20 protein-coding genes are annotated in these 23,677 nt (G+C 51.5%); 4 read left to right on the plus strand and 16 right to left on the minus strand.

The window, feature by feature from the left end; translation table 11 throughout:
* The 5 genes from DW949_RS09975 to DW949_RS09995 form a co-directional block, all read right to left on the minus strand.
* Positions 1 to 1,427, minus strand: a 1,427-nt coding sequence (locus tag DW949_RS09975; protein ID WP_118023075.1) for a 4-hydroxyphenylacetate 3-hydroxylase family protein, incomplete at its 3' end; no start/stop codon positions are given.
* Positions 1,428 to 1,522: 95 nt separating this feature from the next.
* Positions 1,523 to 2,284, minus strand: a complete 762-nt coding sequence (locus DW949_RS09980) for an HpcH/HpaI aldolase/citrate lyase family protein (protein WP_059076352.1) — start codon at positions 2,282 to 2,284, stop codon at positions 1,523 to 1,525.
* Positions 2,285 to 2,374: 90 nt separating this feature from the next.
* Complete coding sequence (locus DW949_RS09985; protein ID WP_118023076.1) at positions 2,375 to 3,535, minus strand: UxaA family hydrolase; 1,161 nt, start codon at positions 3,533 to 3,535, stop codon at positions 2,375 to 2,377.
* 15 nt (positions 3,536 to 3,550) lie between these two features.
* A complete protein-coding gene (locus tag DW949_RS09990) occupies positions 3,551 to 3,835 on the minus strand; it encodes a UxaA family hydrolase (RefSeq protein WP_118023077.1) in 285 nt (94 codons plus the stop codon).
* Between the two features lie 247 nt (positions 3,836 to 4,082).
* Complete coding sequence (locus DW949_RS09995) at positions 4,083 to 5,696, minus strand: gamma-glutamyltransferase family protein (RefSeq protein WP_233539573.1); 1,614 nt, start codon at positions 5,694 to 5,696, stop codon at positions 4,083 to 4,085.
* A 213-nt stretch (positions 5,697 to 5,909) separates the two neighbouring features.
* Here DW949_RS09995 and DW949_RS10000 point away from each other — a divergent pair, with 213 nt between their 5' ends.
* Positions 5,910 to 6,848: a diacylglycerol kinase family protein gene (locus DW949_RS10000; RefSeq protein WP_118023078.1), complete on the plus strand. Its 939-nt coding sequence runs from the start codon at positions 5,910 to 5,912 to the stop codon at positions 6,846 to 6,848.
* A 129-nt stretch (positions 6,849 to 6,977) separates the two neighbouring features.
* On the opposite strand, the gene rpsR is transcribed toward DW949_RS10000, so the two are convergent.
* The 4 genes from rpsR to DW949_RS10020 all read right to left on the minus strand — a co-directional run bounded on the left by rpsR (position 6,978) and on the right by DW949_RS10020 (position 11,927).
* Entirely contained in the window at positions 6,978 to 7,208 is a 231-nt protein-coding gene (gene rpsR / locus DW949_RS10005; RefSeq protein WP_059076348.1) for a 30S ribosomal protein S18, read from the minus strand.
* 45 nt (positions 7,209 to 7,253) lie between these two features.
* Positions 7,254 to 7,715, minus strand: a complete 462-nt coding sequence (locus DW949_RS10010; protein WP_118023079.1) for a single-stranded DNA-binding protein — start codon at positions 7,713 to 7,715, stop codon at positions 7,254 to 7,256.
* Positions 7,716 to 7,731: 16 nt separating this feature from the next.
* Positions 7,732 to 8,016 (minus strand): 30S ribosomal protein S6, encoded by a 285-nt coding sequence (gene rpsF, locus DW949_RS10015; protein WP_118023080.1) that lies wholly within the window; start codon positions 8,014 to 8,016, stop codon positions 7,732 to 7,734.
* A gap of 167 nt (positions 8,017 to 8,183) precedes the next feature.
* The gene (locus tag DW949_RS10020; protein ID WP_118023081.1) at positions 8,184 to 11,927 is read right to left on the minus strand and encodes a phosphoribosylformylglycinamidine synthase; all 3,744 of its coding nucleotides are present in this window, start codon (positions 11,925 to 11,927) and stop codon (positions 8,184 to 8,186) included.
* A gap of 201 nt (positions 11,928 to 12,128) precedes the next feature.
* On the opposite strand from DW949_RS10020, the gene DW949_RS10025 reads away from it, so the two are divergent.
* A complete protein-coding gene (locus DW949_RS10025) occupies positions 12,129 to 12,704 on the plus strand; it encodes a xanthine phosphoribosyltransferase (protein ID WP_118023082.1) in 576 nt (191 codons plus the stop codon).
* 100 nt (positions 12,705 to 12,804) lie between these two features.
* Positions 12,805 to 13,416: a hypothetical protein gene (locus DW949_RS10030; protein ID WP_118023083.1), complete on the plus strand. Its 612-nt coding sequence runs from the start codon at positions 12,805 to 12,807 to the stop codon at positions 13,414 to 13,416.
* 275 nt (positions 13,417 to 13,691) lie between these two features.
* On the opposite strand, the gene pepD is transcribed toward DW949_RS10030, so the two are convergent.
* Complete coding sequence (pepD, locus tag DW949_RS10035; protein ID WP_118023084.1) at positions 13,692 to 15,140, minus strand: beta-Ala-His dipeptidase; 1,449 nt, start codon at positions 15,138 to 15,140, stop codon at positions 13,692 to 13,694.
* Positions 15,141 to 15,381: 241 nt separating this feature from the next.
* On the opposite strand from pepD, the gene DW949_RS10040 reads away from it, so the two are divergent.
* On the plus strand, positions 15,382 to 17,460 hold the full coding sequence (locus tag DW949_RS10040) for an OPT family oligopeptide transporter (RefSeq protein ID WP_118023085.1): 2,079 nt from the start codon (positions 15,382 to 15,384) through the stop codon (positions 17,458 to 17,460).
* 131 nt (positions 17,461 to 17,591) lie between these two features.
* Here DW949_RS10040 and DW949_RS10045 read toward each other — a convergent pair whose 3' ends face one another.
* From DW949_RS10045 to DW949_RS10070, 6 genes are all read right to left on the minus strand, one after another.
* Positions 17,592 to 17,852 (minus strand): DUF3343 domain-containing protein, encoded by a 261-nt coding sequence (locus tag DW949_RS10045; RefSeq protein ID WP_118023086.1) that lies wholly within the window; start codon positions 17,850 to 17,852, stop codon positions 17,592 to 17,594.
* Positions 17,852 to 18,448 (minus strand): sulfurtransferase-like selenium metabolism protein YedF, encoded by a 597-nt coding sequence (gene yedF, locus DW949_RS10050; RefSeq protein WP_118023087.1) that lies wholly within the window; start codon positions 18,446 to 18,448, stop codon positions 17,852 to 17,854. Before yedF ends, DW949_RS10045 begins: the two co-directional genes overlap by 1 nt.
* A 12-nt stretch (positions 18,449 to 18,460) precedes the next feature.
* Positions 18,461 to 19,483, minus strand: a complete 1,023-nt coding sequence (selD, locus tag DW949_RS10055; protein WP_118023088.1) for a selenide, water dikinase SelD — start codon at positions 19,481 to 19,483, stop codon at positions 18,461 to 18,463.
* A gap of 157 nt (positions 19,484 to 19,640) precedes the next feature.
* Complete coding sequence (locus DW949_RS10060) at positions 19,641 to 20,915, minus strand: MFS transporter (protein ID WP_118023089.1); 1,275 nt, start codon at positions 20,913 to 20,915, stop codon at positions 19,641 to 19,643.
* Positions 20,916 to 20,988: 73 nt separating this feature from the next.
* Positions 20,989 to 22,155 carry a M20 family metallopeptidase gene (locus tag DW949_RS10065; RefSeq protein WP_158570667.1) on the minus strand — a complete coding sequence of 389 codons (1,167 nt, stop codon included), beginning with the start codon at positions 22,153 to 22,155 and terminating at the stop codon, positions 20,989 to 20,991.
* A 188-nt stretch (positions 22,156 to 22,343) separates the two neighbouring features.
* Positions 22,344 to 23,486, minus strand: coding sequence for an aminotransferase class V-fold PLP-dependent enzyme (locus DW949_RS10070; RefSeq protein WP_118023091.1), 1,143 nt, complete (start codon positions 23,484 to 23,486; stop codon positions 22,344 to 22,346).
* Positions 23,487 to 23,677 lie beyond the last annotated feature (191 nt).

Genomic DNA, 23,677 nt, shown 5'->3' on the forward strand with positions numbered 1-23,677 from the left:
GCAATCTTGAGAGCTGCTTTCTTCTTCGCTTCCAGATTTGCCAGTTTGGAGTACATAACTTCCTGGGCCTGCGGGCTGCCGGCACCGTGCATGCTTTCTACCAGTGCCGTGCCTCCTGTCATGACTTCGATCAGACGGGCTACCCGCATGCGGTCTGCCGTCGATACGCCATCGACGCCTTTGAAGTATTTTTCTACGTATTTGCCGACTTCCAGGCTTTCCAAGTCTGCCTGGCTCGGAAGGGTTGCGATGAACCCGCCGGCAATATCCTGGGCCAGTCGGTCGATTTCATAGATATACCGCGTGACATTGTGCTTGCTTACGTTCGCCAGCAGCATGTTGACGAAATACTGGCCGCTCGGCAGCTGTACCCCTTCGGCCGAGCAGGCGATGGAGCACGCATACAGTGTTTCCGTCAGATGAATCATTTCATTGATCTTCGATTTGATGTGGCTGGCCTTGGCATAGCCGTTCATATCGGCCATGGCTGCTGCCGCACCGATGACGATATCCGATACGCCGCCCTTACAGCCGCCGTAGTTCTGGCGGTGGTAGCTGGCAAACCGTGTTACCAGCATGCCGGCAAAATCCGTTTCCCCGCACATGAAGACCCGTTCCCACGGTACGAAGACATCATTCAGGACCGTCAGGCATTCACCGCCGACGATACCGTACTTGGCATTGCCCTGATCGATATCTCCTTCCAGTTTACGGCCATCATTGCTCTGGCGCCCGAAGATGTGCAGTACCCCCGGTGCATCGACCGGCAGGGCACAGCAGACAGCATAGTCTTTATCTTCCGGTTTCAGGCTCATGGTCGGCATGATCAGCATTTCATGGCTGTTGACCATCCCCGTCATATGGGCCTTGGCACCGCGGATGACGATGCCTTTGTCATTCTTTTCGACGACGTGGACGAACAGATCCGGGTCGCTCTGCTGGCTCGGCCGTTTGCTGCGGTCGCCTTTCGGGTCGGTCATGGCACCGGCTACCATGAAGTCCGTATCCTGGATGTATTCGAGGAATTTCTTGAAGCGTTCATGATAGTGCGTGCCGTATTTCTGGTCCATTTCATAGGTCGTGCCATAGGTGGCGTTCATGGCATCAAAGCCGACGCAGCGCTGATAGCACGTCCCAGTTTTAAGGGAGAGCATGCGCAGCATCTTGACTTTTTTGACCAGGTCTTCCACGCTCTGATGGATGTGGGTGAACCGGTTGATTTTTTTGCCTGTCAAATGGGACGTAGCCGTCATCAGGTTTTCATATGCCGGGTCAAAGGCCAGGTCATACGTTACGGAAGCGGAATTGACATGGCCACGGATGAAGGGATGGTCCGGCAATTCTTTGGCCGGAATCTGTTTGCCCTGAAGGTATACGATGATATTGCGTTTCCGCAAGCTTTCTTTATATTCCTTACCTGTCATCATAGGTGAATCGACTCCTTTAATGTGCTAAATTTCACAAAGTTTACGATAAAGAAAAGCACATATCAGTGCCTTTCTTTACCGCACGTTTTAACTAATCAGCCTTTAGCAAATCCATCAGCTGCTTCTTTGAAGCGTTCATAGAGCTGTCCAATATCGGAAGAGAAGGAAACATACTGAACGCCGCGGTTTTTCCATTCTACAGCCGTTGCCACATCATCGCAGAAGAACCCGACGGCTACACCGACTTCCTTAGCCTGACGCATAATTTCTTCCATCTGTGCAATGACTTTCGGATGATTGACCTGTCCCGGAATCCCCAGAGAAGCAGATAAATCATAGGGGCCGACAAACAGTACATCAAAGCCTTTGACTTTCAGAATATCGGGCAGAGCCTGTACGCCATCCTGACCTTCAACCTGAAGGATGACAGCCGTTTCGTCATTCGCTTTACCAAAGAAATCCGCTTTGTCAATAGAACCATATTTACCAGCACGGACATACCGGTTGCAGCCACGGCTTCCTTCCGGCGCAAATTTGGCAGCACTGACAGCGATTTCAGCCGCTTCTTTGGATCCAATGTTCGGAATCTGCACGCCATCGGCACCGAGATCCAATGCCTTGTCAATGAGTTCCGGATTGCCTTCATATACGCGGACAATCGAGGGAATGCCAGCGAGTTTGCAGGCGCGGATCATATCCAGTGTCCCTTCAACGGGAATTTCACCGTGTTCGTTATCAATGATGCAGAAGTCAAAGCCAGCCATACCGGCTACTTCTACAACAGCAGGATAGTTCATGTTGATAAAAGGCCCAAAGAGCTTTTCACCATTTTTTAAACGTTCTTTGAATTTGCTCATGCGACAAAACTCCTCCTGGGAACATAAAATTTAGGATTTTAACGCATACAGGCGTACTGCCAAAGCCGCTGCGCCTGTATGCCATAACGATTAAACGTAGTTGCAGACACGGGCAATGGCCATTTCTGTATAGCCCAGAGATTCTGCTTTGGACTGTTTGCCATTGACGACTTCCATAGTCATAGCCAGGAGTTCATCGCCCTGTTCACCCATGGTCTTTTTGCCATAGATAACCGGGCTGGCATCGTAGTCGATATTGTCTTCCATTTTCTGGAATGTCAGTTTATTGCCTGTAATCTTGATGACCGGTACGAGAGGATTGCCTGTCGGTGTGCCACGGCCCGTAGAGAATACGACTACCTGGCAGCCGCCAGCTACCATGCCGGCTACAGAAGAGGGGTCATTCCCCGGAGTATCCATGATGACGAGGCCTGTCGTATCGATTTGTTTGCCATAGTCATATACGGCCTGAATCGTACGATGGCCGCCTTTATGGATGCAACCCAGGGATTTTTCTTCCAGCGTCGTCAGACCACCGGCTTTATTGCCCGGGCTCGGATTGCCTTCGCGTACTTCTTCGCCGACAAGCTGCAGGGCATGTTCATAACGATGTACGATGCCGAGAATCTGTTCTTTTACTTTTTCATCTTTACCACGGCGGGCGAGGATATGTTCAGCACCGATGAATTCCGTCGTTTCGCTCAGGATAGACGTAGCACCGAGGTCTACGAGACGGTCGCTCAGTTCACCGATGGTCGGATTGGCAGCCAGGCCCGATGTCGGGTCGGAACCACCGCATTCTGTGCCGACGATGAGTTTGCTCATATCGCATTCTTCACGGCGCATCATGCTGGCTTCCTGTACCATTTCCTTGGCATAGCGGACGGCTTTATCGATGGCTTTCAGCGTGCCGCCTTCTTCCTGGATGATGACCTGTTTGAGCGGTTTATTCGTCCGTTCCTGGATAGCTTTTACTACCAGGTCCATCTGACAGTTTTCGCAGCCCAGAGAAACGACAACTGTACCGTATACGTTCGGGTTGGCAGCATAGCCGGCTTCTACGTCCATAGTGAACTGCTGATCAGGCGGTACCTGGGAACAGCCATTCTGGTTGTTGAACGTAACGGCGCCATTGACCTGGGAGGCAACGATCCGGGTCGTATCAGAAGCACAGACACTGGCCGGCAGAATTAATACATAGTTACGGATACCTACGCGTCCATCGGGACGTTTATAACCCCAAAATTTCATTATGATTTCCTCCTCTTAGCCCAAATTTTCACGGACTGATTTGACATTATGTTCATGTACATGTTCGCCTTGTTTGATATCCCGTGCGGCATGGCCGATATGTTCACCATATTTAACGATAGGTGCATCAGCAGGAATATCTTTGATGGCGATTTTGTGATAAATCTGGACATCTTCGACGGCAGTAAACGAAATGGTCTTCTTATTTTTATCAACATAAGAAACCGTATCGCCTTTCTTTACCGGTTCGATGACGACAGCAACGTTGTCTTTTTCATCGATAATCATTGCATTAATCATGAAAATGAAACCTCCCTTTGTGGTTCAAAAATATATCATACAAGCAGGACAACCACTACAGACCAGACTTCATAGTACGCCGTCCTGTTTGTATATAAGACCTGTTTGTATATAAGACCTGTTGTGTATATACGTCCTGTATATTCTCATTATAGAATTGCAATGGTAAAATGTCAATTCTAAGTTGGTATTACGACGTGCCAAAAAAGAATAGGTCAGGACCCATCACGGCCTTCTGTTTATAGCCTTACCATGCCGCCACCGTACCATCTGCCCGCGGTTCTGTCGCACCGGAAAGAACGCCCTGTTCATTGCGCCAGATAATCTGTCCCCGGCCATAGGGAATGGGATCCGCCTTTACCACTACATCATGACCTTTACGGCGTAATCCTTCTACAATGGCTTTCGGCACACCGGCTTCTACTTCGATGCGTTTGCCACCTACCCACTGCCAGCGCGGCGCATCGAGAGCCGCCTGGGGATTCAGGTGGAAATCGATGGTATTCATCAGTACCTGGAACTGTCCCTGGGGCTGCATAAAAGCTCCCATGACGCCGAAAGGACCAATAGCCTGTCCATTCCGGGACAGAAAACCGGGAATAATCGTATGATAGGATTTTTTCCGCGGCCCGACACAATTATCACTACGTGGATCCATACTGAAATTATTGCCACGGTCGCTGAGTGCCACACCGTATCCAGGGATGACAATACCTGAGCCAAATCCCGTATAATTACTTTGGATATACGATACCATATTGCCTTCGCCATCAGCCGAACAAAGATAGACCGTCCCGCCATTATTGGGGCTGACCGGCCTGGGCATCAATGCCATATCCCCGATTTCAGACCGCCGCCGTGCCGCATAGGATTCAGAAAGCCAGTCTTCGACAGAAGTCCGCATAAAGCGGGGATCGGCTATGTATTCACGGCCGTCAACAAAGGCCAGCTTCATCGATTCAATCTGGCGATGGAACGTTTCAACCGTATCCCGTCCGGCAAAGGAAAAACCGCTGGCAATATTCAGCGCCATGAGCACGACCAGGCCATGCCCATTGGGCGGAATTTCCCAGACATCATAACCCCTGTAATTCGTATGAATCGGCTGGACCCATTGAGGACTGTAATCCATCAGATCTTCTTTGCGCAGGTACCCGCCAGTCTTTTTCGACCAGTCATCTATGGCTGCGGCAATCTCTCCTTCATATAAATCACGGCACCGGCTTTTTGCCAGCAGGCGCAGCGACCGTGCCTGCTGTGGCAGCCGCAGGATATCCCCAGCAGCGGGAATGACATCACCGGCATAAAAGGTATCGAACAATCCCTTGAAAGCTGGTTCATGACGGTACGGAGCAAAGCTTTCATACCCTTCTTTCAGCATGACCGCCAGATTAGGCATGACAGCATAGCCGTCCTCTGCATAGGAAATGGCCGGTTTGAACAGTTCTTCAAAGGGCAGCCGGCCAAAGCGGCTATGTATTTCTGCCCATGCCGCGGGCGCCCCCGGTACCATGACCGGTGTCCAGCCGCGGAGGGGGACCTCCGTCATCCCCTTTTCATGCAGCACTTCCCAGGTCAGTTTCTGCGGAGACCAGCCACTGCCATTGAAGCCATACAGGTTCCCCTTCATCCATATGAGCGCAAAGGCATCGCTTCCCAGGCCATTGCTGGTCGGTTCCAGTACGGTCAGCGCTATAGCCGTCGCCAGCGCCGCATCGACGGCATTGCCGCCCATCTTCAGCATATCCAGGCCTGCCTGTGCCGCCAGTGTCTGTGACGTACAGACCATGCCACGGCGGGCATAGATGACTTCCCGTCGCGAAGGGTACGGATATACCTGACTGTCCCACATTCTTTCCATATCAACACGTCCTTTCCTTATACCTACGATTATCATATCACATTCCTTCCTACGGGTCAGTAAAACCAGACTGCTTTTTGTATAGAACAAGTAAAATTCCGCTCTAAAAAAACTTCCCCGGCTCTTCCCGAAAAACCGTTTTCTGTCTATAATAATGTATATGTAACTTTCTGCGACAGATCTGTCTGTCCTGCTGTAAAAGGAGGAATCACCGTGAGTCGGTGTTTGTTAATCGTCAATCCGACAGCCGGCCGTGAACGGGCCAAGTATTTTAAAGAACCGCTAAAAAAACAACTGGATACCATGTACGATGAGGTAGAAATGCGTATCACGACAGGTCCCGGCGATGCGACAGACTGGGCCCGCGAAGCCTCCCTGACCAAATTTGATGCTGTCTTCTGCATGGGCGGCGACGGCACGCTGAATGAAACCGTCAACGGGCTGGCCCTCGCCGGACGAAGCAGTATTACCTTCGGATTTATTCCGCTGGGTACGGTCAATGACCTGGGACGGGCCCTTTCCATGCCGCTGCATCCGGAAGCAGCCATCGCCGGACTCAAAGATGCCCATATCCAGCGCGTAGATATCGCCCGGGCCAATGACCGTTATTTTGTCAACACCATTGCCGCAGGGTTCATGCCCGAAGCAGTCAGTCACGTATCAATCGAACAAAAAACACGGCTGGGCCCCCTTGCCTATTTCCTGACCGGTCTGAAAGCCCTGCAAAATCACGAAACCTATCTGTTTAAGATAGAAAACGATGAAGGAGTCTACATCCACCGCTCTCCGCTCATTGTCATCATGCTGACCAATTCCGTCGGGAGTTTTCGCAATCTCGCACCAGCCGCCCAGGTGGATGATGGCAAGCTCTGGGTCGGTGTCTTTAAAGATTGCAGCTATCTCGATATGATCAAGGCCATACCGGAATTTCTCGCCGGTTCGCCCCTGAGTTCGGAATATATGAGTCTTTCTACGACGACGCACCTGAAAATAACGCTCATTGATGGCTCACTTACAACCAATATGGATGGAGATAAAGGGCCTGACTTTCCGCTGGAACTGGAAATCATACCGTCCTTCCTGAATGTCTGTGTTCCGGCAGCGCCCCCTTCCAGCCTGCCACTGGTCCATCTGCTGCCCCACAAAGGATGAAAAACACAAAAAACGGGGCCGCATCTCATCTGGTCTCTGCCAGAGAGATGCGGCCCCGTGACAATAGAAAAGAGGATGTAACAAACAGGTTTTACAGCCCCTTTGTTACATCCTCTTTTTATTGTCAGATTAGTCTGCCGTATACGGAAGCAGAGCGATAGCTCTGGCCCGTTTGATAGCAACCGTCAGTTTGCGCTGATGTTTAGCGCAAACGCCGGAGATACGGCGCGGCAGGATTTTGCCACGTTCGGTCGTAAAACGGCGGAGTTTTGCAACGTCTTTGTAATCGATCTGTTCAGCATGATCGACGCAGAAGCTGCATACTTTTCTTCTCGGTTTTCTCGAGCGATCTCTTCTCATTATATATCCTCCCTTTAAAACATAATTAAGGGATGTGTTTGACTATTAGAATGGGATTTCTTCATCAGATGTGCTGGAACCCATGCTGTCAAAGCTGGTCCCCGGAGCAGCCGGTTTGGGCTGCGGTGCGCTCTGCGGCGCTGCACTGCCATAGGAAGAAGATGCTGCGCCATTCTGGCGTTCTGATCCCATTGTCTGTGCCACAAAATTAGCTACGACTTCCGTTCTGTATCGTTTCTGGCCGTCCTGCGTTTCATAGGAACGCGTGTTGAAACGGCCTTCTACAAAGACACGGCTGCCTTTAGCCAGGTTGTTACCACAGGTTTCTGCCAAATTACCCCAAGCAACACAAGGAACAAAATCAGTGAATTCCCGTGGTTCCGTAGCTCCGTATGGAATATACGTGGTCGTGCAGGCTACGGTAAACATAGCGACAGCCTTGCCAGTCTTCGTAAAACGGATTTCAGGGTCACGAGCCAAATTGCCTAACAACTGTACTGAATTCATACCTTTGCGCCTCCGGTTATTCGTCAATCTTGACGATCAAGTGTTTCAGGATGTCGTCCTGGATTTTCATAACACGGTCGATTTCTTTGATAACTGCAGGATCAGCTTCAAAGTTAATCAGTACGTAGTTACCGTCAGCCTGTTTTTTGACAGGGTATGCCAGGTGGCGTTTGCCCCAACGATCAACCTTTTCGACATTGCCGCCATTTTTCTTGATCAGATTGGAAACAAATTCAGCAATCGGATCTACTTCAGCGTCTTCCAGCGGCTTTGCGATAAACATGACTTCGTACTTATTCACGAAATCACCTCCTCTTCTGGACTATGGCCCTTCATTTCAAAAGGGCAAGGGTAGCTTGAAGCAATCAAGCTTTATTATTATATCACAGCTTTCCGGCCATAGCAAGGAGAAAAGAAAGGATATCCCATGAAACCAGGAGCACTTCATGGGATATCCCCCTTCTTCAATTATTCAAAATAGGCCACACCGGCTTTAAAGAGAGGCTGCAGCTTATTACCCGAAATATTTTCAAAAATATCAGGGCCGCTGAACCGTTCCGTATGTGCCATCTTGCCAAGGACACGGCCGTCCGGGCTGGTAATCCCTTCGACAGCCATGATAGACTGGTTCGGATTATATTCACTGTCATTGGAAGCATTGCCGCTGAGGTCTACATACTGTGTCGCAATCTGTCCTTTCGCAGCCAGTTCCCGGATCTGCTGAGGTGTCGCTACAAACCGGCCTTCCCCATGGGAAATCGCGATAGTATGGACATCCCCTGCTTTCATATTGCTGAACCACGGGCTCATGACAGAAACGACCTTCGTATTAACCATCCGCGACAGATGGCGGCCAATCGTATTGTACGTCAGCGTCGGGCTGTCCGGACGCAGAGGCTGGATCCGGCCATAGGGCAGGAGCCCCAGTTTGATCAGCGCCTGGAAACCGTTGCAGACCCCCAGTGCCAGCCCGTCCCGCTTGTAAAGCAGATCATTCAGCGCTTCTTTCAGCGCCGGGCTGCGGAACAAGGTCGCAATAAATTTGCCCGAACCTTCCGGTTCATCGCCAGCACTGAAACCGCCAGGGAACATGATGATCTGCGCTTTGGCAATGCGTTTTGCCATTTCGTCGATCGATTCAGCCAGATCCTGTGGCGTTTCATTGCGCAGCACCATGATTTCCGCTGTTGCACCAGCCCGTTCAAAGGCAGCGGCAGAATCGTATTCGCAGTTCGTACCGGGGCAGACCGGGATGAATACATGCGGTTTACCAAAGGATTCACTCCGCTTGGGTCCATAGGTCGTAAACAGGGGCAGTGAAGGATCGTCAGAAGAGCTTTCGCTCTTAATCGGAAATACTTTGCTGAGCGGTTCTTCCCAGGCATCCTGCAGAGCAGCCAGAGCGATGGACGTACCTGCCACTGCGATTTCCGCTGCGTCTGTCGTCATACCCACGCGGCAGACATGATCTTCTTTTTCCCAGCTGCAGGCTGTAGAGTCATCTGTTTCGACCAGAATAGATCCATACCGCAGATTGAAGAGTTCCTGCACAGGGAACGAATCGTCAACAGCAAGACCGATGCGGTTGCCAAACGCCATCTGCGCCAGCGCGGCAGCAGCACCGCCCTGTCCAACAGCATGCATGGCACGGACCTTGCCATCGAGGACGGCCTGATGAAGAAAATCGCAATGACTGCGGAATACATCAAAATCAGGCATATCTTCTGCATCCCGTGGCAGATCAAAAAGCAGGACTGCATCGCCGGCCTGCTTGAATTCCGGCGAAATAATATGGTTGGTCTTTTCCGGTACAATGGCAAAGGATACCAGTGTAGGAGGAACAGTCAGGTTTTCAAAGGTGCCGCTCATGCTGTCTTTCCCACCAATAGCGGCAATCTGCAATTCCTTCTGGGCTACATACGCGCCGAGGAGTGCGCTGACCGGCTGCCCCCAGGCTTTTTCATTGGTACCGAGACTCTGGAAAAATTCCTGCATCGTCAGATAAGCCTGACGACGGTCGCCGCCGAGAGCTACCAGTTTCGCTACCGATTGGAGTACGGCATACAAGGCACCGTGGAACGGGCTCCATACAGCCATATCCGGATCATATCCGTGCGTGAAAATGCTGGCAGTCGTCGTTTTGCTGCCCGGGACAGGAATTTTGGCAACCATGCCTTCTACGGGCGTCTTCTGATATTTACCGCCAAAAGGCATGAGTACTGTCCGCGACCCGATGGTGCTGTCGAACCGTTCGGCCAGTCCCTGTTCCGATGCGATATTCAGCGTTTCCATCGTTTTGAAGAACGCGTCTCTGACATCACGTACAGGATCGGCTGTAAAGAAATCTTTTTCTTCCGGAGCCGTGACAATAGCATTCCGCTTCTGTGTTACGCCATTGGTATCGAGGAATGCCCGGGTGATGTTGACGACGTTCTGATCGCGCCAGTGCATGACCAGCCGTTTCGTGTCCGTAGCGACAGCAACGATCGTCGCTTCCAGATTTTCTTCCGCCGCGTATTTCATGAATTCTTCCACATGTTCCGGAGCTACTACGACAGCCATGCGTTCCTGCGATTCGGAAATAGCCAGTTCCGTGCCATCCAGACCTTCATATTTCTTGGGAACTTTATCGAGATTGATATCCAGGCCATCGGTCAGTTCGCCAATGGCGACAGACACACCGCCGGCGCCGAAGTCATTGCAGCGCTTGATGAGGACCGTCACTTCATGGCGGCGGAACAGGCGCTGGATTTTCCGTTCCGTCAGCGCATTGCCCTTCTGGACTTCAGCGCCGCAGGTTTCCAGAGATTCTACGGTATGCTTTTTGGAAGATCCCGTCGCGCCGCCCATGCCATCACGACCGGTTTTGCCGCCCAGCAGGATAATGATATCCCCGGGAACCGGTTCTTCCCGGATAACATTCGCCCGCGGAGCCGCACCGAGAACGGCACCGATTTCCATACGTTTTGCAATAAATCCCTGATGATAATATTCTTTTACTTCTCCCGTCGCCAGACCAATCTGGTTGCCATAGGAGCTGTAGCCTTTGGCAGCGCCTGTCGTCAGCGTGCGCTGCGGGAGCTTTCCTGGCAGGGTATCTTTAATCGACTGCCGGGGATCGCCGGCGCCGGTGACACGCATAGCCTGGTATACATAGGACCGGCCGCTCAGGGGATCGCGGATACACCCGCCCAGACAGGTAGCGGCACCGCCGAACGGTTCGATTTCTGTCGGATGATTATGTGTTTCGTTTTTAAAGAGAAGAAGCCATTCTTCTTCTTTTCCGTCTACATCGACGGGGATAATAATGGTGCAGGCATTGATTTCTTCGGAGGCATCCAGATTCTGTAATTTACCAGCTGCCTTTAATTCCTTTACAGCAATGGTGGCCATATCCATCAATGTCTGCGGTTTGTTCCGTTTCAGTTCTTCCCGCGTCGTTTTATATGCTTCATATGCCCTCTGGATAGGAGCCGTATACGTTCCGTCTTCAAAGGAAATCCCGGTCAGTTCCGTCATGAATGTCGTATGGCGGCAATGATCCGACCAGTACGTATCGATGACCCGGATTTCCGTAATCGTCGGATTCCGTTTTTCTTCATCACGGAAATAGGTCTGCACGAATTTCAGATCATCAAAACTCATGGCCAGTCCCATATGAGCGGATAATTCCCGGAGTGCTGCATCATCCATCGTATCGAAGCCATCGATGACGGGGACATCAGCCGGTTTTTCCCAGGCCATGGAAAGGTCCGTTACCGGATCCAGCGATGCTTCTCTGGCTTCTACGGGATTGATGCAATAATGCTTGATAGCTGCAATGTCATCGGCCGAAAGAGTGCCCGATAATACGATGACCTGTGCCGTGCGGACAGCACTATCACTGTTCATGGTGAGCATCTGCAGGCACTGCATCGCCGAATCAGCACGCTGGTCATACTGGCCCGGCAGGTATTCGATTGCCAGTACCGTATCATCTTTGCCGGCCGGCAGTGTATCGTAAACGGCGTCCACAGGCGGTTCCGAAAAAATCATATTCTTGGCCGCTTCAAAGGCTGCATCATCCAAACCACCTACGTCATAGCGATTGAAAATCTTGACATCGGTCAGACCCGAAATAAGCAAGTTTTTCTTCAAATCATTGAGCATCCTCTGCGCATCCTGGGCAAAAGGACCTTTTTTTGTAACATATAAACGTCGAATGGATTGCATTCAATGAACCTCCTTAAAAGACATATAAGCATTAGTGATACAACTTTAGTATACCCGTTTTGCTTTCATAAGTAAACGGAAAATTGCAGTAAAACCGCAGAAGACCGCCCGTTCTGACAGGTCCTATGACAGGAAATCAGGCGTTGACTTCCCTAATAAATCGTATTAGACTGGATATAATAACTATTAGGAGGCCCCCTCATGGAAGAATTGAAAAAACGCATCTTGCAGGATGGTACGATTATCGACAACCGGATCTTAAAAGTGGATAATTTTCTCAATCAGCAGATTGACCCATCCCTGGTAATGAAAATGGGACAGGAATTCGCCCGCCGGTTTTCTGACTGCACCATCGACCGGATTGTCACTATCGAATCCTCCGGCATAGCCATCGCACTGGCTGCTGCCGTCGCTATGGGAAATATCCCTATCGTATTTGCCCGCAAGAAAAAATCTCTTCTCATGCAGGATGCAGTATATACAGCATCTATCTATTCGTACACCAAAGAAGAAACCTATACGGCCAGCCTCAGCAAGTCCTACCTGCATGCCGGCGAACGCGTGCTGATCATTGACGACTTTCTGGCAAGTGGCGCCGCTGCCATCGGCCTGACCGAATTAGTCAGCCAGGCTGGTGCGGTCCCCGTCGGCATCGGCATCGTAATCGAAAAATCATTTCAGCCCGGACGCGGCCGTCTGGAAGCACTCGGCTACCGCGTAGAATCACTGGCCCGTATTGCTGCGTTCCGCGATAATAAACCCGTATTCAAGGAATAAGCTCTGTTTCCCTCAGCCACTGTATTATAGTATAATACATATATAAATATATAGACCGAGTGTATAGAAAAATCTGTTTTTCAAAGACAGGAGCTGTCATATGAGATCCCAATTTTTTGACGGATTTGATTTTGCCGAATATAAATTCAGCATCGTCGCCGTAGAACACGTCGATGAGTTTTTTAACATAGAACAATATGGTCTTCATCCCGTTATTTATGATGAATCATGCCTGAGGGGATATGCCTGTATTTTTGGCTTTACGGAAGACAAGCACCTGGCTCTGCATAAATTATTCACGAATAATAATGGCCGGCCGGCGCCTTCGATAGATGGAGCGGAACCGGTACCATTTCATTCTCCTGCCGGCGACCTGCGCTACGACCTGGAACTGGCCATTCCCTATTCCGGATCCATCCTCATCGCCAACGGATTTATCCAGAAATACTTCGTCCCCTTCGGCTTCCAGATTCCACATGCTTTTAAAAAAGTATATGAGCTCACATTCGATGAAGGATTGTTTGTGCGCGTAGAAGACCGCTCTGAAGCGGCCCGTCAGCTGCGCATCGAATATAAAGAACCACTGCCGCCGGAAAAGAAACTCCAGCTGCGGGTTGCCCACTGGTTCAATAAACCGGAAGAATATGGGTTTGATGACGAAACTCTGGCCCAGTATATGGATCTGAGTTACGATACAAAATATCTCTTTTAACAGCCGACGGGAGACAATCAGCCGATTGTCTCCCGTCAGTTCATAAACACATATATATCCGGCCCATACCGGACTGGACAGCGCTTGTATTGTGTTATGCAATAGTGTTTACATCTATAGTATACGTCCCGTTAAACGTATAAGCAATCAAAGAGGAGCTGTTTTTTTATAAAAACAGCTCCTCTTTATACTAAAGCGCCTGCCAATGCCCGAAAAAAGGCATTGACAGGCGTTTATCCATCTGGCACATAATTATATACCAGATAAATGCCAGATTATTTTTTGAGAGCTGTCAGCGTACCGGCTATGACACGCGTAATATCAGCCACCGTTTCCAGATCAACCGATTCATCGGCACTATGGATGGCAAACGTCGTCGGTCCGACAGACACAATATCCAGATCCGGATTCATGGCGAAGAAATATCCTGTTTCCAGACCGCCATGCATTGCTTCGATGCGGGGAGTCCGTCCCAGTTCTTTTTCATAAACAGCCGTCATAGCTGGCGTCAGGACACTGCTCGTATTTTCAGACCATGCCGGAGCCGGTTCAGAGGCTTTGAATGTAAATCCCGTCACTTCCGCAAACACCGGCAGGGAAAGGAGCAGTTCCTGCAGGCGGGCATCGGAAGAAGAACGGGGGAAATACTGGATATCCACCGTATCATCGCCGATATGGATCGTCCCGATATTGGAAGACAGGTCCGGCAGTTTCGGCAGGTGCTGATTCATGGCAAAGACACCAAAGTGGAGCAGGTTGAGGAGCTGTACGACAGCACGGCTGTCTGCTTCCGAAACCGTTTTTTCCGGTACATCCGTCTTTTCTGCTTTCAGGGACAGTGTCGTTTCGACAGTCCCATATACGGCTTTATGTGCAGCTTCCCCTTCAGCAGTAAGCTGACATGCCTTGTCTGCATCGGCATCAGACAGAACGATGACAGCCTGGGCCTGGGAAGGAATGGCATTGGCCGCATCTCCGCCGTCATACGAAGCCAGGGTATAGGAAATACCGGCCTGATGGAGGCGCTGCAGGACGAGGGCCAGAGCTTTTATGGCATTGCTCTTACCCTGATTGATTGTTTCACCGGAGTGGCCTCCGATAAAGCCCGATGCCGTAATTTTCAGAGCTGCTGTCCCGGCCGCCTTCTGCCAGGATACAGGACGGCTGAAATACGTATGGACGCTGCCGGCCGAAGCCACGCAGATAACTTCAAGCGATTCCGAATCACAGTTGATGACATAATGAGCATCCTGGACATATTTGGAGTCCAGATGAGTAGCACCGGTCATGCCCACTTCTTCATCTACCGTAAAGATAAGACGCAGAGGCCCATGTGCAAAATCCTGCTGGATCAGGAACAGGGAAATAGCAATGGCCATGCCGTCGTCGGCACCGAGGCTCGTTCCATCAGCGGAGAGAATCCTGCCATCCCGTTTAATGGTAATAGGATCTTTCAGCGTATCATAGGCACGTCCCGGTTTGGCAACACAGACCATGTCCATATGACCCTGTATAATCGTCAGCGGCACATCTTCATATCCTTTTGTCGCCGGTACATCAGCAATAATGTTATTGACTTCATCCTGTACGACAGAAGCTCCAAGCTGACGCAGACGGGATGCGATATAATCACTGACTTCTTTTTCATGGCCTGATTTGCGGGGATGCTTGGTAAGGCCTGCAAATTCCTGCAAAACGCCTTCAATAATTTTTTCATTTTCCATTGGAAATTCCTCCTTATGTCTAGAAATATCCATACGCGAGTATTATAACACGAATAGGCAAAAGAAACACCCTGGATGGTATTCCTTCGTTGCATAATTACTGATAAGAAAAGATAATATATCCGGGTTGTATATTGTTTTATCTCATTTTGATATCAAATGACAGGCCATAAAAAATGTGCTATAGTGAAACAAGCTAGCTGTTATACGGCCAATTATTTTTTTGCGGGAGGTCTGATTTATGAAAAAACAATCGAATCTGACTGCCACATACCCCACTTTGCCGGAATTAACATTCCGCGGCATGTTCCTTGGCATGCTGATCACCGTTATTTTTACGGCATCCAACGTCTACCTGGGGCTCAAAGTCGGTCTGACATTTTCGTCATCTATTCCGGCGGCAGTCATCTCCATGGCAATCCTGCGCATGTTCAAAAACGCCAATATTCTGGAAAATAACATGGTACAGACGCAGGCATCTGCCGCGGGCACTTTATCAGCTATTATCTTTATCCTTCCCGGCCTGCTCATGCTTGGATACTGGCAGGGATTTCCGTTCTGGCAGACACTGCTTCTCTGCGCCTGCGGCGGTTCGCTGGGCGTATTGTTCACCATTCCCCTTCGCCGGGCCATGGTCGTCAATAGCGATCTTCCCTATCCGGAAGGCCGGGCGGCTGCAGAAATCCTGAAAGTCGGCAGTGAAATCCGCCGTGAAGAAGCTGCCGGTGAAGATACGAGCAAAACAGAAACGGGCATGAAAGACATCGTTCTCGGTACGAGCATGGCCGGTATCTTCAGTTTCTGTGCCAACGGACTGCATATTGCTTCTTCGGAATTCAGTCACTGGATACAGATTGGCAAGGCAATCACCCAGCTTCCCATGGGCTTTTCCATGGCTCTTCTGGGTGCCGGCTATCTGATTGGCATCGCCAGTGGTATCGCCATTTTAACAGGTACATTGCTGGCCTGGGTCATCTTCGTTCCCTATCTGACATCAGTCATTTCTCCGGCAGAAGGCCAGAGTGCCGCCGCCTTTGCCCAGGCTATCTGGGCCCAGAAGGTGCGTTTCATCGGCGCCGGCTGTATTGGTATCGCCGCCGTCTGGACGCTGATCCGCCTTGCCAAACCGGTCGTTGACGGCATAAAGATGTCCATCAACGCTATCCGTGCCAACGATACGGAAGAAAAACAGATTCTCCATCACACGGATATCGATATGTCCCCGAAATCAGTCGGCATCGTCTTTCTCGTCATTCTTGCCGGATTGTTTGTCACCTTCTACTCGTTCGTCAGTGCCGCCGGCCTTCCGACTACAGTTACCATTATTTACATCGTCGTCGGCATTCTCGTCGCCATGCTTATGGGGTTCTTCGTCGCCGCTGCCTGTGGCTACATGGCAGGCCTCATCGGCACATCGGCCAGCCCGATTTCCGGTATCGGCATCCTGGGCATCATCGTTTCTTCACTGGTTGTCCTCGGTATCGGTTCGTCCTTCGGCGTCTTTGCCACACCGGAAGGCACCCAGTTTGCTACGGCACTGGCTATCTTCATCACCGCCGTCATCGTCAGCATTGCCGCTATTTCCAATGATAACCTGCAGGACCTTAAGACCGGTTACATCGTCGGCGCTACGCCATGGAAACAGCAGGTGGCCCTGATTCTCGGTTCGGTCATCGGCGCCTTTGCCATCGCGCCTGTACTAAATCTGCTCTATCAGGCTTATGGATTCACGGGAGCCCTCCCCCGTGCCGGCATGGACCCGTCACAGGCTCTCGCCGCTCCTCAGGCTACGCTGATGACGACTATTGCACAGGGCATTTTCAGCGCCAGCCTCGATTGGAATTACATCATTTTTGGCATCGTCGTAGGTATTGCTGCTATTATCGTAGATATGCTGCTCAAGAGCCATACGAAATCCCTCGCTCTGCCGCCTCTGGCTATCGGTATGGGGATTTATCTGCCGCCGACTCTGGAAATCCCGCTGGTCATCGGCTCTGTCATGGGCTGGTTCATCCACCGCTATCTCCGTCAGCGCGCAGCACTCCGCAGCCCCGGTCATGAAGAAGAAGATGTGGAAGCCTGCAATCACCGCGGCGTCCTCTTTGCATCGGGCCTTATTGTCGGTGAAAGCCTCGTAGGCGTTATCATCGCTCTGATTATCGTCGTTTCCGTCACATCCGGTGGCAGCGAAAATCCGCTGGCGCTGGTCGGCAAAGACTTCGAAACGATTGCCAACGGCATCGGATTTGCCGCATTCATTGCGACAATTGCTATTTTTGTCCGTCACATTATCACGACGAAATTCACTCCGGAAAAATAAGTTTATTAAAACAAAATTAGATTTACATTAAAATCTGATTAAAATTTATACAGAACGGCGTTAAATTAAAACCTTTAACGCCGTTCTTTTTTGTATAAATATTTATTTTACAATATTGCACCCATCTGTCCCTATTTCCATCTTTCATACTCCGTAGAAAGTCCCTGACGCATGACGTGGTACCAGCCGTCCGTACGGACAAACAGGTCCTGCAGAAAGTGGTACAGGGCTTCTTCCCCGGACAGTTCATAGCGCAGGGAAAAGCCGCACGACGCCACCAGTTTCCCCGGGGTAGGCACGATGCGCACGGTAAAGCCGTGAGCCCGGCCTTCTTTCTCGGCCGTCATAGCTTCTCTTGTTTCCGGAAACAGAATCAGGCCGTACCGTTCCATCAGGGCCGTACGACGCGGTTCGCCGTACGCAGGATTTCAATAATGCGGTAGAGGTTGGTGATTTCCCCGACGGCTACTTTTTCCGTCAGGCCGTAGTAATTGAGGCAGGCCCCGCAGGCATAAATCTGCACACCGGCTGCAGCCAGCTCTTTCAGGTCGTCCAGGGAATCGGACGTATCTGTCACCAATGGCACGCCGCCGTTGTAGAATATCATCATATCGGGCAGTACATCCTGCTCTTTCAGCGTATAGATGAAATTTTTGAGCAGTGTCCTGCCAAAAGTTTCATCACCCGTCCCCATAGTCGGGGAATTGATGACGACGATGTAGGAATCGTCCTTCACTGCCCGAGACGGAGCGGCCGGTGCCGGTACAGCTGCCGTCTGTTCTCCTTTAGCAATGACGACCGTATAGTGAGCTGGCCCGTCTTCGGTCATGCTGTAGGAATAGCCCAGCTGCCGGGCCATCTTCTGCAGGTTCTCCGTTGCAATCTTATTATCGACCAGTGTCTGTACGGTATCGTGTTCTTTCAGTGCCTTGCGGGTCTCAATGACCGGCAGCGGGCAGGCTTTTCCCAGTGCGTTTACCTGAAACATAGGTATCACTCCTCATACAATATAAATCTCTTTTTCTTTTTTCTCTGTGACTACGCCTATATCGGCAGCCGGGATATGGTCGGCCTGAAGACGTGCCAGCAAAAGCGGCACCTGACGGGCATCACAGGACACGAGCAGGCCGCCCGACGTCTGGGGATCGAAAACAATTTCCTCGAGGGCAAAATCGTTACGTTCAAAGACCACTTTATCCTGCAGGAAATCACGGTTCCGCTGTCCTCCTGCCGTAAAGATGAAGTGTCCGGCACCCCAGTAGGCTTCTTCAAAGTATGGCAGATGGGCCGCATCAATGCGGGCCGAACAAGCCCCGTGCAGCATTTCATGAAGGTGGCCGCAGAGACCGAATCCCGTCACGTCGGTACAACTGTGTACGCCGCCGGCATCGCGGATGATATCCATGGCATAGGAATTGAGCATGCACATACTGTCCACGGCCTGGTGGAATCCTTCTTTGCTGATTTCACCGGCACTGTAGCCAATGGTCAGGATACTGACGCCCAGGGGCTTGGTAAGGATGAGATGATCGCCGGCCACACAGGCATCGTTATGCAGGATACGATTGGGATGGACCGTACCCGTCACGGCCAGGCCATATTTGACCGTCCGGTCATGAATGGAATGGCCGCCCGAAAGGAGACCGCCTGCTTCCTGTACCTTTTCCGCCCCGCCGCGCAGGATGTCCCGGAGAATGCCAAAGTCCTGTTCTTCCGGAAAGGCAACGATATTGAGTGCCGCCAGCACCTTGCCGCCCATAGCATAGACATCGCTCAGGGCATTGGCTGCTCCAATCTGGCCGAACACGTACGGGTCCGTCACCATAGGCGGGAAAAAGTCTACGGTCTGGATGAGGGCCAGGTCATCCCGCAGGCGGATCACTGCCGCATCATCAGCCCCATCAAATCCGACGAGCAGGTCCGGGCTCTCCCGGCGCGGAAGGTCCCGGAGAAGCGGTCCCAGATTGCCGGCTCCTATTTTGGCATTGCAGCCGCCGCAGACGACGAGCTGATTATCATTCATTCTATCACCTCCAAAAACTTTTAGCTTTCCTAACTATTTTTATGTTATCTTTATTATACTCCCTGCAGGAAAAAAGGCAATCGTCTCTTGCAAAACAGCCCCTGCAGGCCGGCACATACTAGCTGGCTTGCAGGGGCTGTACAATTAGTCGGAGCCGTTATTCTGCGACGGCTTCCTGATGGATTTCTTTTTTATTGGCATCTTCCTTGATGGTCATCGTCACCAGAACGGATACGACGGTGGCACCGACCAGGCAGGCAAAGCTGGTGCCGAAGCTGCCACCGGCGAGCTGGATCAGATAGCCGATGATAATCGGCGAGAGAAATCCGGCAATCTGACCGGCCATGTTGACAAAGCCCATAGCCCGGCCCGTGATTTCACTGGAAATGGAACTCATAGGCAGTGCCATCAGGGCACCGAACGCGCCGTAGAGGAAAAATCCGCTCAGGGTTTCGCAGATAATAGCCATGGTCGCATCAGGTACGGCAAAGGTCAGATACAGGAAAATCGCGCCGGGAATCTGGGTAATGATGACCGGCATTTTCCGGTTGTGCGTAAAATATTTATCCGACAGCCAGCAGAACAGGATGACACCGGCTGTCCCGGCAAAGAACGGCATAGACGCCGTAATGCCCATCTTGGTCATTTCAAAGCCCCGGGCCTTGACGAGATAACTGGGCAGCCAGGACAGGAATCCCCAGAGGGTGATATCAAAAAAGAAGAAGCTGACAAAGGTCCGCCATACGGCCGGCACCTGGATGATCTGCCAGAAGGAAATTTTGGCCTGCGCCGTCTGTTCCGTATGATCTTCTTTCAGTTCATCCAGTTCAGCCTGGCTGATACCCTTACTATCGGCCGGATTATCAGGGATGAAGAACTTGATCAGAAGGCACATGATGATGCCCGGGATGAAAAGTGAATAAAAGACCATGCGCCAGCCCCATGCCGCCATGATGGCTACGACAAACAGCGGCGCCAGTGCCGGCCCGAAGGCGTTGGATGACATCATGAGTCCTGTCGCCGTGCCCCGGTCTTTGGCGGGGAACCAGTTGGAAATCGTCCGGTACGACGCGGCCGGGAAAATCCCTTCGCCTACACCAAAGGCGACGCGGACCAGGAGCATATGTACAAGGTTATTGGCAAAGCCCGTAATGGCCGTAAACACAGACCACCAGGCAATGCCGGAAAACATGACCTTCTGGGCGCCGAAGCGGTCCGCCAGAAGTCCGCCGGGAATCTGACAGAGCGCATAGCCTACGAAAAAGGCACTCATGACGCCGCCCATAGCGACCGGTGTCAGCCCGAACTCATCAGAAATATAGGGAATGGCCGTAGCCATGACCATGCGGTCCAGATAGGCTGTAACCCATATAATAAATAAAATGATAACCACCGTATTGCGGTGTTTCCAGCCACCATTGCTGTTTGCCATAATTCTCCCCCTTGCCGGGATGCCGCCATACTCCCCTCGCCGGCACCCCTTTATCCCATAGATTTAGTATTCGTTAGTCGATCAGATATTTTTCCGCCAGTTCTGCATAGAACCGTACCGATTCATACAGTCGGTCGAGACAGATGTATTCGTCCGGCTGATGAGCCATATGCTGTTCCCCCGGTCCGTACACGATGAGCGGAATATGGGTGTTCGGCAAAAATACAGCGGCATCGGTATAGCACATGAATCCGTTCGGTTCGGGATTGCGGCCGGTCACGTCCTGCTGCACATCGCGGCAGAGGCGGACGAAATCGTCACTGGCTTTAGTTTCTACGGCAGCCCGGTCACTCAAAACTTCGATATCAGCCTTAAATTCCGGTATTTCTGCTTTGACTTCATCACACATGCGCTGGAAATCGGCGATGATATCTTTGTGTACCTGGCCGGGTACCGTGCGGATATCGACGGTCAGTTCACAGCGGTCAGGCACAACGTTCGTCTTGAAGCCACCGTGCAGTGTCGCAATATTCATGGTCGGTTTTCCCAGGATGGGGCTTTCCGTATACTGGAACTGGTACTGGAGCAGTTTATCGAGGAATTTATTCATATGAATCACGGCATTGACGCCTTTTTCCGGCATCGCACCATGGGATGTCTGGCCATGAGTAGTCACTTTCAGCCAGAGGGCCCCCTTTTCGCAGATAGTAATTTCATTATAATTCGGTTCGCCGATGACGATGGCACCGACGCCGTCGAGACCGCCTGACTTCAGCAGGTCCCAGGCACCGAGACTGTCCGTTTCTTCATCGATGGAAGCGGCAAATACGAGGTCCCCTTTAAGGGCAGCTCCCGATTTTTTGATAGCCTTGACGACATGCATCATCGCAGCCAGACCTCCCTTCATGTCCGATGCGCCCAGGCCGTAGAGCTTCCTGTCTTTGACGACGGCGCCCCAGGGATCTTCTGTCCAGTTTCCCGGCGGAACCGTATCAAGATGACCGTCAAAGAGCAGTGCCTTCCGTTCGCCGCTGCCTTTGATCCGGGCTACGACGTTGGCCCGGCCTTCACCCATATCGCGTACTTCCGCTTCGATACCGGCCTTTTTAAATTCATCGGCAATCCACAAAGCCAGTGCTTTTTCATTACCCGGCGGATTCACCGTATTCGTCTGGACAAATTTGGTCAGGATGTCTTTTGCTTCCTCATTACTGAGAGCAGATGCAATCGTTTCGTTCATGATACTCGCGCCTCCAACAATAAAATATGTCCCGGCGGCGGACCGGGACAGATATTTCCCCGCTTCTTTCCCAAGAAATGAGGACATTACGTATACCACACGCCTGTACTATACAATACTATTTCCATTCTAAATAGTCAAGTGTCCGTTTCAAACAGACATGTAATGTACGATATGCATTTTGTTCATCATTGCAGGGCACTTATCTTTTTGAGGGCGACAAGTGCTGCCTCCAGATCTTCTTCTGTCGTAAAGGACGAAAGGGAAAAACGGACGGCTCCCTGCTGTTTCGTACCGAGGGACTCATGCAGAAGAGGTGCACAGTGAAATCCCGGGCGCGTGGCGATTCCATAAGTCTCCCAGAGTATGTCACTGACTACGGCCGACTCGGCACCGGAGAAATTGACGGCAAAGACAGGGACCCGGGGGCGGGAAAAATCACCGTAAACCACCAGTCCGGGGATACTTCGCAGCCCCTGCAGGAACCGGGCGTTCAAATCAGCCTGCTTCTGCCGGAGCTGCTGCCAGTGGTCCCGTATATAAGCCACACCGGCCCGCAAACCGGCGATTCCGGCTACGTTGGACGTCCCTGCTTCCAGAATGGCCGGAACACCGCCGGGCTGGTCGTGGTCGAAGGCATGGACGCCATCGCCACCCGTCAGGACCGGCCGGACCGGGGCATCCCGGCGGATGCAGACGCCTCCCGTCCCTCCCGGGCCATAGAGCGACTTGTGCCCCGTAAAGCAGACGGCCGTCACTGTCCCGTCTGACATATCGATGGGCACGACGCCAGCCGACTGGGACGCATCGACGACGAAAAACAGGCCGTGATTCTGACAAAACGACGCTATGCAGGACAGGTCCAGGACATTGCCAGTCACATTGGACGCGTGATTACAGACGAGCAGCTTCGTTTCCGGCCGGATTTTCTGCTCCATTTCCTCATAACGCAGCTGTCCTGTATGGGCATCACTGCCAATAAAGTCTATGGCGACGCCCTCCTTTTCCAGCTGGTACAGGGGACGCAGGACGGCATTGTGTTCCCACATTGTCGTCAGTACGTGGTCTCCCGGACGCAGCAGTCCCTTGAGAACCAGATTGAGAGCTGTCGTCGAATTGTGTGTAAATGCCACATCGTAATCCGGACCGGTATGGAACAGGCCTTTTACCTGCTCTTTAGCATCCAGCACCAGTTCATAAGCCCGCAGGGAATAGCCATGGGCTCCCCGGGACGGATTGCCGTACAGGCCACTGCTGAGCACATCATACACAGCATCGGCGACGGTCTGTGGCTTCTGCACCGTCGTCGCCGCATTATCAAAGTAATACATAGGGTACCTCCGGAAAAAACAGTTTGATGGTCGATGTTGACGTTCGATGTTTGATGTTTGATGTTTGATGAAGAAACTGCCGTTCGCAGGCCGCAGGCTGTTAACCGGTTCGCCTGACGGTATCTCTTTTTCGTACAAAAAAGGGGGGCTGCCAGCATATCAATCCTGTGGCAGCTCCCCCTCATTCTTAT

It is taken from the genome of Megasphaera sp. AM44-1BH (assembly GCF_003467125.1).
In the GTDB taxonomy this organism is placed as follows: domain Bacteria; phylum Bacillota; class Negativicutes; order Veillonellales; family Megasphaeraceae; genus Megasphaera.

Bases quoted from the DNA above. Each gene is read 5' to 3' on its own strand.
- pepD (WP_118023084.1), bottom strand. From the start codon at position 15,140: ATGGAAAATGAAAAAATTATTGAAGGCGTTTTGCAGGAATTTGCAGGC.
- DW949_RS09980 (WP_059076352.1), bottom strand. From the start codon at position 2,284: ATGAGCAAATTCAAAGAACGTTTAAAAAATGGTGAAAAGCTCTTTGGG.
- yedF (WP_118023087.1), bottom strand. From the start codon at position 18,448: ATGTTTCAGGTAAACGCACTGGGAAAAGCCTGCCCGCTGCCGGTCATT.
- rpsR (WP_059076348.1), bottom strand. From the start codon at position 7,208: ATGAGAAGAGATCGCTCGAGAAAACCGAGAAGAAAAGTATGCAGCTTC.
- DW949_RS09990 (WP_118023077.1), bottom strand. From the start codon at position 3,835: ATGATTAATGCAATGATTATCGATGAAAAAGACAACGTTGCTGTCGTC.
- DW949_RS10025 (WP_118023082.1), top strand. From the start codon at position 12,129: ATGGAAGAATTGAAAAAACGCATCTTGCAGGATGGTACGATTATCGAC.
- DW949_RS10065 (WP_158570667.1), bottom strand. From the start codon at position 22,155: ATGAACGAAACGATTGCATCTGCTCTCAGTAATGAGGAAGCAAAAGAC.
- DW949_RS09985 (WP_118023076.1), bottom strand. From the start codon at position 3,535: ATGAAATTTTGGGGTTATAAACGTCCCGATGGACGCGTAGGTATCCGT.
- DW949_RS10010 (WP_118023079.1), bottom strand. From the start codon at position 7,715: ATGAATTCAGTACAGTTGTTAGGCAATTTGGCTCGTGACCCTGAAATC.
- DW949_RS10040 (WP_118023085.1), top strand. From the start codon at position 15,382: ATGAAAAAACAATCGAATCTGACTGCCACATACCCCACTTTGCCGGAA.
- DW949_RS10020 (WP_118023081.1), bottom strand. From the start codon at position 11,927: ATGCAATCCATTCGACGTTTATATGTTACAAAAAAAGGTCCTTTTGCC.
- DW949_RS10070 (WP_118023091.1), bottom strand. From the start codon at position 23,486: ATGTATTACTTTGATAATGCGGCGACGACGGTGCAGAAGCCACAGACC.
- DW949_RS10030 (WP_118023083.1), top strand. From the start codon at position 12,805: ATGAGATCCCAATTTTTTGACGGATTTGATTTTGCCGAATATAAATTC.
- selD (WP_118023088.1), bottom strand. From the start codon at position 19,483: ATGAATGATAATCAGCTCGTCGTCTGCGGCGGCTGCAATGCCAAAATA.
- DW949_RS10060 (WP_118023089.1), bottom strand. From the start codon at position 20,915: ATGGCAAACAGCAATGGTGGCTGGAAACACCGCAATACGGTGGTTATC.
- DW949_RS10045 (WP_118023086.1), bottom strand. From the start codon at position 17,852: ATGGAACGGTACGGCCTGATTCTGTTTCCGGAAACAAGAGAAGCTATG.
- DW949_RS09995 (WP_233539573.1), bottom strand. From the start codon at position 5,696: ATGGAAAGAATGTGGGACAGTCAGGTATATCCGTACCCTTCGCGACGG.